The sequence below is a fragment of the Gordonia sp. UCD-TK1 genome (assembly GCF_001691435.1).
Lineage (GTDB): Bacteria > Actinomycetota > Actinomycetes > Mycobacteriales > Mycobacteriaceae > Gordonia > Gordonia hongkongensis.
The window spans coordinates 1-13,107 of the sequence record NZ_LZMP01000014.1 but is presented as its reverse complement, the minus strand read 5'-3'; the positions used below and the strand labels follow the sequence as shown (position 1 = coordinate 13,107).

The 13,107-nt window shown below is 69.2% G+C and carries 11 protein-coding genes; 6 read left to right on the top strand and 5 right to left on the bottom strand.

The features are described 5' to 3' along the window. Positions 1-17: 17 nt before the first annotated feature. Positions 18-3,728 carry a non-ribosomal peptide synthetase gene (locus A9310_RS10035; RefSeq protein ID WP_065630476.1) on the bottom strand — a complete coding sequence of 1,237 codons (3,711 nt, stop codon included), beginning with the start codon at positions 3,726-3,728 and terminating at the stop codon, positions 18-20. Positions 3,729-4,106: 378 nt separating this feature from the next. On the opposite strand from A9310_RS10035, the gene mbtM reads away from it, so the two are divergent. Both mbtM and A9310_RS10025 read left to right on the top strand, forming a co-directional pair. After that, positions 4,107-5,756: a long-chain-fatty acid--ACP ligase MbtM gene (gene mbtM / locus A9310_RS10030; protein ID WP_065630475.1), complete on the top strand. Its 1,650-nt coding sequence runs from the start codon at positions 4,107-4,109 to the stop codon at positions 5,754-5,756. A 105-nt stretch (positions 5,757-5,861) separates the two neighbouring features. Further along, the gene (locus tag A9310_RS10025) at positions 5,862-6,608 is read left to right on the top strand and encodes a siderophore-interacting protein (protein WP_065630474.1); all 747 of its coding nucleotides are present in this window, start codon (positions 5,862-5,864) and stop codon (positions 6,606-6,608) included. A 158-nt stretch (positions 6,609-6,766) separates the two neighbouring features. On the opposite strand, the gene A9310_RS10020 is transcribed toward A9310_RS10025, so the two are convergent. From A9310_RS10020 to A9310_RS10005, 4 genes are read right to left on the bottom strand one after another with little or no spacing between them, the layout of a single operon-like run. Then, on the bottom strand, positions 6,767-7,555 hold the full coding sequence (locus A9310_RS10020; RefSeq protein ID WP_065630473.1) for an exodeoxyribonuclease III: 789 nt from the start codon (positions 7,553-7,555) through the stop codon (positions 6,767-6,769). Then, a complete protein-coding gene (locus A9310_RS10015; RefSeq protein WP_254661217.1) occupies positions 7,552-8,535 on the bottom strand; it encodes a GNAT family N-acetyltransferase in 984 nt (327 codons plus the stop codon). Before A9310_RS10015 ends, A9310_RS10020 begins: the two co-directional genes overlap by 4 nt. A gap of 24 nt (positions 8,536-8,559) precedes the next feature. After that, complete coding sequence (locus A9310_RS10010; RefSeq protein WP_065630537.1) at positions 8,560-9,162, bottom strand: peptide deformylase; 603 nt, start codon at positions 9,160-9,162, stop codon at positions 8,560-8,562. Positions 9,163-9,182: 20 nt separating this feature from the next. Continuing rightward, complete coding sequence (locus A9310_RS10005) at positions 9,183-10,028, bottom strand: triacylglycerol lipase (RefSeq protein ID WP_065630536.1); 846 nt, start codon at positions 10,026-10,028, stop codon at positions 9,183-9,185. Positions 10,029-10,301: 273 nt separating this feature from the next. On the opposite strand from A9310_RS10005, the gene A9310_RS10000 reads away from it, so the two are divergent. The 4 genes from A9310_RS10000 to A9310_RS09985 all read left to right on the top strand — a co-directional run. Continuing rightward, a complete protein-coding gene (locus tag A9310_RS10000; protein WP_065630471.1) occupies positions 10,302-10,667 on the top strand; it encodes a DUF3263 domain-containing protein in 366 nt (121 codons plus the stop codon). A 47-nt stretch (positions 10,668-10,714) separates the two neighbouring features. Further along, on the top strand, positions 10,715-11,200 hold the full coding sequence (locus A9310_RS09995) for a LytR C-terminal domain-containing protein (RefSeq protein ID WP_065630470.1): 486 nt from the start codon (positions 10,715-10,717) through the stop codon (positions 11,198-11,200). Positions 11,201-11,285: 85 nt separating this feature from the next. Further along, the gene (locus A9310_RS09990; RefSeq protein ID WP_065630469.1) at positions 11,286-11,966 is read left to right on the top strand and encodes a superoxide dismutase family protein; all 681 of its coding nucleotides are present in this window, start codon (positions 11,286-11,288) and stop codon (positions 11,964-11,966) included. Between the two features lie 33 nt (positions 11,967-11,999). Beyond that, positions 12,000-13,107: glutamate--cysteine ligase (locus A9310_RS09985; RefSeq protein WP_065630468.1), on the top strand; the 1,108-nt coding region annotated here is incomplete at its 3' end.

Genomic DNA, 13,107 nt, shown 5'->3' with positions numbered 1-13,107 from the left:
GAAGGTGCCGGATGCGGTCAGCCGCGCGCGATCTCGGCCTCCACCTGTTCGTCGGTGAGTTGCAGGACGTCGAGGAAGGTCTGTGCCACGAACTCAGCGCGTTCCCCGCCGAGTTCGGTGAGCCGTCCGGCGAGCCCCGCGATCGTCCGCCGGGAGAAGATGTCGGCGACCGAGAGGCCGGGTGCGTCGAGCCACTGGCGCGTCAGTGCGACCACCCGGGTGGCCTGGACGGAATCGCCGCCTAGGGAGATGAAGTCCTCGGTGACGTTCCCGGGCGGGGTCGGCAGGACCTCGCCGAAGATCAGGGTGAGGGCCTCTTCGACCGGGCCGCGCGGCGCGACCGCCTCGACGGCGTCGTCGTCGGACCGGACGCCGGCGGCGATGGCCTTGCGGTCATGCTTGCCGTTCGGCGTCAGCGGGAACCGGTCCAGGACCGTGATGGACCGCGGGACCATGTGCGGTGGAAGGGCTTCCGACAACCGGGCGCGCAGGTCGGCGTCGTCCTCGGTCGATCCGTCGGTGAGTACCACCGCGGCACGCAGGTCGCGACCGTCGGACCAGGCGACGGCCGAGCCCACCCCGGTCAGACCCAGCAACCCGGCCTCGACCTCACCGAGTTCGACGCGGTACCCGCGGATCTTCACCATGTGGTCGGCGCGGCCCAGGAAGTCGAGGAAGCCACCCGGAAGGTAGCGCGCGAGATCGCCGGTGCGGTACCAACGCTGTCCCTCGTGCTCGACGAAACGATCAGCGGTGCGCTCCGGGTCGCCGCGGTAACCGTCGGCGACGCCGGCTCCGCCGATCCACAGTTCACCTGGCACGAGGTCGGGACGGTCGCGGCCGGCGTCGTCGACGACCCGGCAGCGGACGCCGCGGAGCGGAATCCCGTACGGCACGAACGCCATTCCGGCCGGGACGGCATCCGCTTCGCAGATGGTGGAATGGATCGCCGTCTCGGTGGTCCCGCCGAGGCCGGCCACGCGACAATCGGGCAGCTGTGCCCCGACACGCTCGAGCAGCGACACGTCGACCTTGTCGCCGCCCATGATGATCATCCGTAGCGACGCGGGCAGGGGGTTGAGATCGAGGAGCATGCCGAGGATCGACGGCACGCAGTTGAGCACGCTCACCGAGTGCTGGGTGAGCAGCCGCGCCCAGTCGTCGACCTTGGTCTGCTCGTCGTCGCCGGGCACGACGACGGCGCCGCCGACGGCGAGGAGGCCGAAGATGTCGAAGACCGAGAGGTCGAACTCCAGCGAGGACACCTGCAGGCTGCGATCGTCGGCTCCGATCGCATACCGGTCGACGAGGTCGGTGATCGTGGCGACCGCGGCCCGGTGCGGAACCTGGACGCCCTTGGGCAATCCGGTGGAGCCCGAGGTGAACAGGACGTAGGCGAGGGCGTCGCCGCCGATCGCGACCGGGTCGACCGGATCGGTGCGTCGGGCGTCGTTCACCTCGAGCACGGTGGCTTCGGCAGAGGTCCAGGCGGCGGGTTCGGAGGTGAGAATTGCGGCCGGGGTGGCGACGTCGACGATGCGCTCGCGGCGCGCCCGGGGCTGGGTGGGGGCGATCGGGACGTAGGCCGCGCCGGCGGCGAGCACTCCGAGTGCGGCGACGACCTGGTCGCCGCCCTTGGGGAGGTGCACGACGACCGTGTCACCCGGTGTGACCCCGGCTGCGACCAGGGCTCCGGCGACTCGGCGGGCCTTGTCGGCCAATTCGGCGTGGGTCCAGATGCGTGCGTCGGACACGACTGCCGGTGCCCCGGCACGCTCGGCGGCGCGGGCGAAGAAGGTTCCGTGCAGGGTGCCGTCGAAGGTGTCGGTGGCCGGGAGCGGACTCTCCACCGAAAGACGCTGTGCTCGAACCTCGGCCGTGATCGGAGCCGGCGCGGGCACATCCCACTCACCGTCGACGAGGAGCCCGAGCAGACGGACATAGTGGTCGAACATCGAACGTGCGGTGGTGAGTTCGAGGTCGGAGGCACGGACGTCCCAGTTGAGGAGCAGTCCGCCGGCCACCTCGGTCACCTGTGCGTCGAGCAGTACCTGAGGGCCCTGCGAGACGATCCACGACGGATCACCCAGCACGTCGGTTGCCTGTTGCGAGAAGAGGTCTCCCAGTCCCAGCGCGCTGGTGAACACGATCGGCGAGACCACCGGTTCGCCGCGGTGGCGACTCAGTTCGCGAAGCACGTCCAGTCCGTTCATCGAACCGTGCGCGGCGGCCTCGTGCATCGATGCCCGCATCGATCGCGCACGTTCGGCGAGCGTCGCCGGCTCGCTCAGGTCGACGCCCACGAGGATCGACGACGTGAAGTCGCCCACCACCCTCTCGACGTCCGGATGGACCTGTGGACGATCGAACAACGGTACCGTGAGCAGGAATCGCGGTGTGGCCGAATGTGTTCCGACGGCTTCGGCGAAGACTGCGGCCACCGCGGCCGCGGGGGTGACGCCGCGCCGGTGCGCGTGCTCCTCGAGTCGCTTCCAGTCCGACGCGGACACCGAATGGTGGAGGCGGACGCTGTGCGGTTCGACATCGCCGCGCATCGCACGTTCGTCGAGCGGGAGTTCGGGCGGGCCGGGGAGTGTGGGAATCCTTTCGCGCCACCAGGTCACGTCGTCGTCGCGGATCTCCCGCGACGTGCGATCCGCGGTGATCGTCGCGAAGGTGACGCCGAGTTCCGGCAGGGACTCGCCGCGGTACAGGCGAGCGAAGTCGTCGACGAGGACGCGGTAGCTCATCGCGTCGGCGGCGATCATGTCGACGTCGAGATGGACACGGGTCGAGTTCCCCGGCAGCAGACTCAGTTCGGCGCGGATCACCGCTCCCTCGTCGACCGGCAGGGCGCGGTGGGTGCCGTCCGCGCGGCGGGCCGCCAGGACCTGCTCGACCGTCTCCGGTGAGTGTTCCCGAAGGTCGTGCACCGCAATGGCTTCGGGGTGTGCCGGGCCGATCTCCTGGGTGCCGTCGGGAAGCACTCGGACGCGCAGCATCGGGTGGCGTTCCAGCAGCGCGGCCATCGCCGAGGTGAAGCGGTCGCGGTCGACGTCGGAACCGTCGAACTCGATGTAGAGGTGAGCGGCGACATTGCCGAACGCGTGGCTGTCCGACCTGCCGATCCAGTAGGCGTGCTGCATCGGAGCGAGGGGGAACGGTCCTTCGGTCGGTTCCGATGACGAAGGTGCGAGGTCGTCGGTGGTCGGCGCGGGCGTGCCGCCCAGCAACGCCGCCCACGCGGTGATGGTCGGTTGCGCGGCGAGGCGGGCGAAGTCGACGTCGAGGCCGCGTTTGCGCCAGGTGCCGGCCAGTCGCATCATCCGCAGCGAGTCGAGTCCCTGTGCGATGAGGTCCTGCTCGGGGTCGATCGACTCGGGGGTCACGCCGAGCGCCGTGGCCACCTGGTCGCGGATGTCCGAAGTCGCGGCGGCGGCCGCGCCGGCACCGGCCGGGTTCGCGTCGCTCGGCCGACCGGCCGAGGAGCGCAGAAGTGCCGCCCAGGCCGTGACCGTGGGTTGTGCGGCGAGGCGGGCGAAGTCGACGTCGAGGCCGCGTTTGCGCCAGGTGCCGGCCAGTCGCATCATCCGCAGCGAGTCGAGTCCCTGGGCGATGAGGTCCTGCTCCGGGTCTATCGACTCGGGCGTCAGGCCGAGGGCCTCGGACACCTCGGCGACGATGTCGGCCGCGGTGACAAGATCCGTGGTCTGGGAATTCGTGGCCATCAGCCGGCGTGCCTCTCGCAGTTCGGTGAGATGTTTACTCAGTCCGGGGAACCCGCACTTAGGGTAGGTTATACTAACTAACCGCTCCGCCCAATCTCTGGGCAATGTCGGCGAGGGCCCCGCGAGCCGACGCGAATTAGGTTAGCCTAAGTTTCACGTATTGGTCTCATCGGATGACGCGGATCACGTAGTCGCGATGACAGACTCGGGGTCTTGTGTCCGAGAAAGATTAGGCTACCCTACCCAAATGGTGCGAGCAGTTGTGTTCGCCGAGACCAGCGGTCGGGGACGACCCGCGGTATGACCACTCGGTCGCTCACACGACCGGAAGACGATCAGACGACCGACGCCAGGTGCTGGCGAGAACGGGAAACGAGAATGTCGCAGAACAGCGTGATCCTGGAGGAAGCGGGCTCGACCAATGCGTTGGCGGCCACCGTTCGTGAGGCGATGCTGGCGGGGGATACGAGTCTGTCCGTCCTGGACTCCGACACCGGCGAGTGGATGACGGCGCCGTGGCGCGAGGTCCATGCCCGCGCGGAGCAGATCGCGGTCCAGTTGCTGGCCGACAGCGAACTGCACGAGCCGCAGGCGCTCGGCCTCATCGGGGACCCCACGGTGGACCTGATCGCCGCCATCCAGGGCGCGTGGCTCGCCGGTGTTCCGGTCACCATCCTGCCGGGCCCCATCCGGGGGGCCGACGAGGAGCGATGGGCGCAGAACACCTACCACCGGTACGTGTCGATCGGCGTCGGCACCGTCCTCGGCAGCGGAGCCCAGCTCGACCTGCTGTCGAAGGTCGAGGGACGGCTGCACATCGCGCGAGTGGGCGAGTACGGCCTCGGCGCCGACACCACCGACTTCGTCGCCCGTAACGTCAACGGCAACACCATCGCCGTCCTCCAGGGAACCGCCGGATCGACCGGAGACCCCAAGACCGTCGCCCTGACGGCCTCGGCCGTCTACTCGAACGCCATCGAACTGGTCAGCCGGCTCGGCCTCCACCGCACCCGCGACACCGGGTTCAGCTGGCTGCCGCTCTACCACGACATGGGTCTGATGTTCCTGCTCGCCGGGATGACCACCGGCATCCCCGCCTACATCGTGCCGAACACCGCCTTCGCGGCGGCGCCCTTCAAGTGGATGCAGTGGCTCACCGAGACCAAGACGACCGTCACCGCGGCGCCGAACTTCGCCTACGACATCCTCGGCCGCTACGGCAAACTGCTGCGCGACATCGACCTCTCACACCTGCGCGTCGCGATCAGCGGCGGTGAGCCGATCGACGCCGATGCCTTCGACAAGTTCCTCGAGGCGACCGCGCCGTTCGGATTCGATCGTTCCGCCGCGGCACCCGCCTACGGTATGGCCGAATCCGCCTGCGCGGTGACGATGCCCGCGGTCGGCGAGGGGGTGCACTACGACGAGGTCACCGTGACCCCGCCCGGCGGTGGCGAGCCCATTCGCCGCCGGTACGCGATCCTCGGTAAGCCGCTGGGCGGCATGCAGGTTCGCATCGTCGAGCCGAATGTCGACGTCCCGGTCATCGACGGGCGCAACGTCGGACACGTGGAGATCCGCGGCGCGTCGATGATGCGCGGCTACCTGGGCGACGCCGATCTCGGTGCGGGCGAATGGTTCTCGACCGGCGACCTCGGTTACCTGATCGACGATCGGCTGGTGATCTGCGGCCGGGCCAAGGAGGTCATCATCGTCGCGGGCCGCAACCTGTTCCCGATCGAGATCGAGCGCGCGGCCGCCGAAGTCGCCGGTGTGCGTCGCGGCGGCGTCGTCGCCATGGCGCGGGGGGAGGGTTCGGCCCGGCCGGGCCTGGTGATCCTCGCCGAGTACAAGGGGTCCGATCCCGACCAGGCGCGTGCAGAGGTCAACTCCGAGGTCGCGTCGGCGTGCGGGATCATGCCCGCCGAGGTCATCTTCGTCGCGCCGGACTCGGTGCCGCGCACCACATCCGGCAAGATCCGTCGCCTCGAGACCCGTCAGATGGTCGAGAACGGCACCTTCCAGTAGGTCCGGTTTTCCGTGGTGCGTCGTGTCATGCCGACGGTCACGAGAATGACAGTGTCTCCCCGGCCCGGACCCCGGGCCGGGGAGGCACTGTAGAGAGGTTCAGACATGAGCGAAGTATCCACGACGGGGCGCGGCTGGCAGGGCGCCGTCATGAAGATCCTTGGCGGTGACGACTTCACCTTCACCCTCACCGGCAAAGAGGCGGTGACGGATCACTATCTGCGACTGCGTTTCCACGGTGGCGGGCTCCTCACCGGTTCCGCGATCCACCCGACCATGTGGGTGCGCCTCTGGTTCGCCGACGGTGGCAAGCTGCATCAGCGCGGTTACACGCTCGTCGATCCCGACCCGGCGACGGACACCTTCGACATCGAGTTCGCGATCCACGACGGCACCGCCGCCCGATGGGCTCAGGACGCACATGTGGGTGACGCCATCGGCGCGACCCTGATGGGCTCGAAGTTCGCGATCCCCGACCCCGCGCCGGCGGGATGGCTCGTCGCCGGTGACACCGCCTCGCTACCGGCGATCAACTCGCTGCTGGACTCGCTCGGCGACTCCGGGGCGGGTGCGACGATCTGGTTCGAGTATCAGCACGAGAGCGACAGGTCGCTGCCGCTGCGCGCCCGCGCGCAGGATACGGTGCACTGGCTTCCGCGTGAGCGCGACGGCGCGGCCCTCGTCGACGCGGTCCGATCCGCCGCCTTCGACGCCGCCGACCACTTCGGTTGGGTTGCACTCGATTCCACGAGCACCCGCACGGTCGCCGGATTGTTCAGGAACGATTATGGGATTCCCAAGAAGTCGGTGAAGTCGCAGGCCTACTGGATCGTCGGGAAGTCGTTCGCCTGACGGCGCCCCTGCTCCCTGAGGTGCGAGCGAAGCGAGCCTCGAAGGGCCTCGCGACGCATCTCGCCGCGCCCTTCGTGGCTCGTCGCTATCGCTCCTCGCACCTCAGGGAGCATGGGGAGGTTCGCACCTGAGGGAGTAGTTGTGTTGCGCAGCCGCGGTCAGTCGGCGATGTCGAAGACCACCGGGGCGTGATCGCTGGCGCCCTTCGCTTTTCGCGCGGCACGATCGACGACGGCGCCCATGATGCGGGTGTCGAGAGCGGGCGAGCAGAACGCGTAGTCGATGCGCATGCCCTCGTTCCGGGGGAACCGCAGCTGGGTGTAGTCCCAGAAGGTGTACCCCGGGGCGTACGGAAGGGCCGAGTCGACGAGGCCGGCCTCCAGGAACCCCTGCACTGCGGCGCGTTCGGGTGGGGTCACGTGTGTGCGTCCCTCGAAGTACTCGCGATCCCACACGTCGTCGTCGGTCTGGGCGACGTTCCAGTCGCCGGCGAGCATCATGTCCGCGGCGGGGTCGTGGGCCAGCCGCAGGGTGATGTGATTCCGCAGCGCGTCGAGCCAGGCGAGCTTGTAGGTGTAGTGCGGGTCGTCGGGTGTCCTGCCGTTGGGTACATAGAGACTCCAGACGCGAACACCGTTGCAGCGCGCGGAGATCGACCGCGCCTCCCGGATCGGCTGGCCGTCGACCGGGTGCGTCGGTACGCCGTCGAAGGAGATCTCGACCTCGTCGAGCCCGACCCGTGAGGCGATCGCGACACCGTTGTAGGCGCCTTGCCCGACGTGCGCGACGTCGTAACCGGCGGCGAGGAAACTCATCAGCGGGAACGCGTCGTCGTGACACTTGGTCTCCTGCATCGCGAGCACGTCGACGCCGGCGCTCTCCGCCCAGGCGACGACGGACTCGGACCGGGCGCGGATCGAGTTGACGTTCCAGGTGGCGATCCTCATCGGATGTCCTCCGACGCGGCCGGCACGTGCGGTGTCACATAGCGATAGGTGTGATGCAGCCCGAAACCCAGGCGGCGATACCACGATCCGGCCAACCGGTTGGTGGACTCGACCTGCAGGTAGACCGAGTCGGCGCCCTGCTCGACCCCCCACGCCGTCAGCGCCGCGACCACCGCGGAGGAGAGCCCGCCCCCGCGCCGGCCCGGGTCGGTCCACAGCGCGGTCAACCCCAGCCACCGGTGTCCGTCCGGCGACTCGGTCACCGAACCCCGCCCGATCGCTGCTGCGTCGTCGACGGTCGCGAAGGTCATCGGGCCGTCCCCGGCGGTCACGACGCCGGCCACGGTGTCGAGTCCGCGCGACGGGCGCCCACCGGCGTATGCGCTCAACCAGCGGGTGTCCGGTTGCGGATCGAGTTGTACTGTCCGTCCGTGCATCTCGCCGGTGCGCGCGCGGAGCCCCGGCAGGTCGGCGGTCAGCATCTGTACCTCGACCCCGGGGTCTCCGGGAACGGAGCCCGACGGGATGAGGCGATCCGGGGAGGCGAGGAGCGGAGGGAGGCCGCGGTCGGCGTACCACTCACCGATATGTCGCAGGGTCGCGGCGTCGGGACGTGCGTGGCGTGCCAGGGGCACAGCCGAGTTGGCGCGTCTGCTGAATCCGTGACCGGCCCGCAGGAGCCAGCCGTCGACCCACTCCGTCTCGACACCGGGCCAGGCGAGGGCGACGGCGTGCTCGAGCGCGCGGATCTCGCTGTTGCGCACCGGTTTCGCGGACAACAGACGGACCGAGGTGATCGCCGCGAACGGGATCGACAACTCCTCGTCGTCGCGTCGTATCCGCAGCGGGTCGGAGTCGTCGAGCAGGACGCCCGTCACGTCCGACCGGGCGGCCGCGGGATCTCCCCGCCAATCGGCGGGGGTCGCATCGCCCAGCAGATAGCGAACGACGACGCGGTCGCCCGCGACGGCACCCGACAATGAGACCTCCACGCGGAAGCGAGATCAGTCGTCGTCGTGCCCGAACGGGTCGGCGACCTCGCCGGGCGTCCACGTCAGACCGGGGACCCCCCACTTGTTGCGTTTGATCGCCTTCTTCGCGGCCCGGGCGTTGCGCCCCACGAGCACGTCGACGTAGAGGAAGCCGTCGAGGTGGCCGACCTCGTGCTGGAGCATCCGGGCGAAGAACCCCTGGCCCTCGATGACGACCTCGGCGCCGGTCCGGTCGGTGCCGGTGACGCGGGCCCAGTCGGCACGGCCGGTGGGGAACTGCTCACCCGGCACCGACAGGCATCCCTCGTCGTTGTCGTCGGGATCCGGCATGGTCTCGGGGATCTCGGAGGTCTCGAGGACCGGGTTGATGACCTCGCCGCGGCGGCGGGCCGCCGAGCGGTCGCCGTCGGGGCAGTCGTAGACGAACACCCGGGACCCGACGCCCACCTGATTGGCGGCCAGGCCCACACCGTGGGCGGCGTCCATGGTCTCGTACATGTCGTCGATGAGGCCGACGACCTCATCGGACGGACGGCCGTCCGCGTCGAGGGGGACCGGAGTGGTCGGCTGGTGCAGGACCGGCTCGCCCACGATGCAGATCGGGAGAATCGCCATGGCGATCACCTTAGCGCTGCTCAGGGCGCAGGAACGACGCCGGGTACGGCGTCGCGGATGGCGTCACCGGCAGGGCCGGGAATGCCGGGGAACAGCGTCGACTGCCAGTCGAAGCTGTCGACCGGCTCGGTCACCACCGAGCCCGCGCACGACCCGCGCAGCGACGTCCGCACGTTGGCGATGATCGTCGGGTCGCGCATCTCGATGACGTGGTCGTACCCGGTGTTCGCCAGGGGGACGGGGGAGTATGCGCGGCACTGTGCGGTTCCGTCGAGGCGACCGTCGGTCCATTCGCCGTCGCTCTGCACCACCGAGTACCGGGTGGGGCCGGGGGCGTCGGGACCACGGTTGAGCTCGGTGACCGCGTCGGCGTACATGCAGGTGTCGTAACCGCCGTCGCGCGGCTGCGCGCAACCGCCGGGCGAGCCGTACTGGGCGGTCCCGATCGCGACGTACTCGTCGACGACGTCGGACCCGCCGAGGAACTTCAGGTAGTGCCGGGCGCCGAGCCCGCCCGCACTGTGGGTGACGAGCCCGATCGACTTCGCGGTGCCGGCGAAAGGTGCGATCGTCCGCTGGATCAGCCGGGCGTCGGACGCCACGTCGCGTCCCCCGGCGTGCGCGTACACCACGGTGTTCCCGTCGGCGCGGATCGCCTCGGCCAGCGGACGGAACGTCTCCTCGTTCTGTGCGTTGCCGGCGTAGAGCTGCTGGCCGGGCACGATGACCACGACGCGCTCGGCGGGCGCGGCGGCAGCGGGCGCGGCGAGTGCCGCGGTCGCGCCGGCGGCCGTGGAGGCCAGCGCCGCGATGGCTCCCAACACTGCTCGCCGGGTCCTCGCCACCCCGGATCCGGTTGTCGTCATCCCGACCGTCGTCATCTCTGTCCCCCGCCTCGACCCATCCCGGACGGGGATGGGTGAGGGCAGCCTAACAGTGGCCGCCGTCCGACGGAATGGTCGTGATGCGCGCCGTGGCGAGTCACACCGCGATCGGACCGGCCCGCCGTGGTTAGATTGGCTGCGAACCACACCGCTGTCATTCGTCTCCGTGAGGAGACGTCCGCGCCCGCGTCGCGTCGCGAATAGGTGCACGTCAGCGGTGGTGTGAGGTCGTCGACTGGTATCTGAGGGAGTGAGATGGACGGCGCAGCTGCGCGTAGCCAGAAACAGGGCGATCAAACCACCCCCGGCCAGGACGCAGAGGCCGGGGCGGCCGGCCGGCCGGTCGATCCGCACGAGGTCGGTGCGGACGGTCTGACCCGCCGCGAACACGACATCCTCGCGTTCGAGCGCCAGTGGTGGAAGTACGCCGGCGCCAAGGAAGAAGCGATCAAAGAGCTGTTCGGTTTGTCGGCGACCCGGTACTACCAGGTGCTCAACGCGCTGGTCGACCGGCCGGAGGCGCTCGCGGCCGATCCGATGCTCGTCAAGCGGCTCCGGCGCCTGCGCGCGACCCGTCAGAAGGCCCGTGCGGCGCGCCGTCTGGGCTTCGAGATCACCTGAGACGCTGAACCCGGTCGCCCTCGCGCGGTGCGTTAAGGTCGTCGGTGATGAATGCAGATCGTGAGCCCAATCGCCTGCCGCTTCGTGCGGGGGCGATGATGCTCTTCGCAGTCGCCGTGGTCTTCATCGGCCTCGGCTGGCATTCCGCGGCGACCGCCGGGAACGACGCCCCGACGACCGAGGCCGCGACGACCGTGAGTTCGTCGCCCACGTCGACGCCGGCGTCGACGAGTGCGGCGTCGACCGACAAGCGGCTCTGCGTGATCAACGCCGGCCAGGTCGCGGGCCTCGCCTCGGACGTCACCGATCTGCTGGAGGCCAGGGGTTACCAGATGGCGGAGCCCGGCAACTACACCGCGGGCGGGTTCAGCGAGAACACGGTCTTCCACGAGGACGACACGGACAAGGCCCAGGCCGACGAGGTCGCCGAGGCACTCGGCGGCCAGGTCGCGGTCGAGGAGCGGCCGGCCTCGTTCACCCGGTGCCGCGGCGGCATCCCGGTGGTCGTGGTGACCGCGGTCAGCGGCGCATGACCCGGGCCGAGCCGCGAACCTCTGAATCACGAAGCAGCTGAACCGAGAATTACCGAAAACCACTGTCCGCCAACCAAGGAGTGACATGTCCGGACGTTCCACACTCGCCGCGCCCCGCGCTCTCGCCGCGTTGTTCTCCGCAGGACTGATCGGCGTGACACTGGCCGGGTGCAGCCCCGACCAGGAACCCACGGACGTCCCGGGCACGACGCCGCCCGTCGTCAGCGATGCGCCGCTCCCGCCGGGCGCCGAGGACGACGTCGACGGCGAGCCCAGCGGCCAGATCGCCGTCGCCGAGATCAAGGACACCTCCGGCGAGGTCGTGGGCCAAGCAACCTTCACCGCGGCCACCGAAACCGCCGAGCCGGTCACCATCAACGTGCGCGTCACCGCCGGTGAGCTGCCGGCCGGGTTCCACGGCATGCACATCCACGAGACCGGCACCTGTGACGCGGGCGCCGGCGGCTCGCAGGCGTTCACCTCAGCGGGCGGACATCTGCAGGTGGACGGCAACACCGATCATCCCTCGAGCGGAGATCTGATCTCGATCAACATCCTCGAGGACCACACCGGCCGGACGGTCACCACGACCGACGCGGTGACCATCCAGCAGCTGATCGGCAAGTCGATCATGATCCACGAGAAGCCCGACAACTTCGGGAACATCCCGGCTGACAAGTACCCGGGCGGCCCGAACCCCGACACCCTGCGGACCGGCGACGCCGGCGCACGCATCGCGTGCGGTGTCATCGAAGAGGAGAGCTAGGGGTTCTGGCGCCGTCCGACGCCACCTGAGCACATGACACCGATCGAGTTCGACGGGTCACCGACCCCCACCCTCGGGGTCGAATGGGAGTTCGCCCTGACCGACAAGGGAACCGGCGATCTGTCGAACTCGGCGGCGGCGCTCTTCGCCGCCGTCGGCGAACACCATCCCGACTTCGCGGGCAGAATCCACAAGGAGCTGCTGCGCAACACCGTCGAGTTGGTGACCGGCATCTGCCGGACCGCGGGCGAGGCGATCGCCGACCTCACGGGCACGCTCGGCGTGGTGCGGGGGCTGACCGAGGACCTCGGCGTCGATCTGTACGGCGCCGGTACGCATCCGTTCGCGGAGTACTCGACCCAACTGCTCACCGAGGGTCACCGATACGCGGAGCTGATCGAGCGCACCCAGTGGTGGGGGCGGCAGATGCTGATCTGGGGCGTGCACGTCCACGTCGGGATCAGCCACCGCGACAAGGTGTTACCCGTTCTCGACGCGCTCCTGAACTACTATCCGCACCTGCTCGCACTGTCCTCGTCGTCGCCGATGTGGGCCGGTCAGGACACCGGATACGCGAGCAATCGCGCCATGATGTTCCAGCAACTCCCGACCGCCGGGCTGCCGTTCCAGTTCGAGACCTGGGAGCAGTTCGAGGCTTTCGTCGCAGACCAGAAGACGACCGGGATCATCGACCATCTCAACGAGATCCGCTGGGACATCCGGCCTTCCCCGCATCTGGGGACCATCGAGGTCCGCGTGTGCGACGGCATGACCAACCTCGGCGAGCTGTCGGCGATCGTGGCACTCATCCACTGCCTGGTCGTCGACCTGGACCGGCGGTTCTCGGCGGGCGAGAAGCTGCCGACGATGGCGCCCTGGCTCGTCCAGGAGAACAAATGGCGGGCAGCCCGCTACGGACTCGACGCCATCGTCATCCTCGACTCCGACTGCACCGAGAAACTCGTGACCGAGGACCTCACCGCTCTGCTCGAACGTCTCGAACCGATTGCGCGCGAACTCGATTGCGTCGACGAGCTGGCCGGCGTCGAGCGCATCATCGCCCAGGGCGCGAGCTATCAGCGGCAGCGTGACGTGCATCGTCGCACCGGTTCGCTACGCGAGGTGGTCGCGTCGGTGGTCG

Coding starts and splice junctions, on each gene's coding strand:
- A9310_RS10020 (WP_065630473.1), bottom strand. CDS start 7,555: ATGAGGATCGCCACCTGGAACGTCAACTCGATCCGCGCCCGGTCCGAG.
- A9310_RS09990 (WP_065630469.1), top strand. CDS start 11,286: ATGTCCGGACGTTCCACACTCGCCGCGCCCCGCGCTCTCGCCGCGTTG.
- A9310_RS10005 (WP_065630536.1), bottom strand. CDS start 10,028: ATGACGACAACCGGATCCGGGGTGGCGAGGACCCGGCGAGCAGTGTTG.
- A9310_RS09995 (WP_065630470.1), top strand. CDS start 10,715: ATGAATGCAGATCGTGAGCCCAATCGCCTGCCGCTTCGTGCGGGGGCG.
- A9310_RS10025 (WP_065630474.1), top strand. CDS start 5,862: ATGAGCGAAGTATCCACGACGGGGCGCGGCTGGCAGGGCGCCGTCATG.
- A9310_RS10035 (WP_065630476.1), bottom strand. CDS start 3,728: ATGGCCACGAATTCCCAGACCACGGATCTTGTCACCGCGGCCGACATC.
- A9310_RS10010 (WP_065630537.1), bottom strand. CDS start 9,162: ATGGCGATTCTCCCGATCTGCATCGTGGGCGAGCCGGTCCTGCACCAG.
- mbtM (WP_065630475.1), top strand. CDS start 4,107: ATGTCGCAGAACAGCGTGATCCTGGAGGAAGCGGGCTCGACCAATGCG.
- A9310_RS10000 (WP_065630471.1), top strand. CDS start 10,302: ATGGACGGCGCAGCTGCGCGTAGCCAGAAACAGGGCGATCAAACCACC.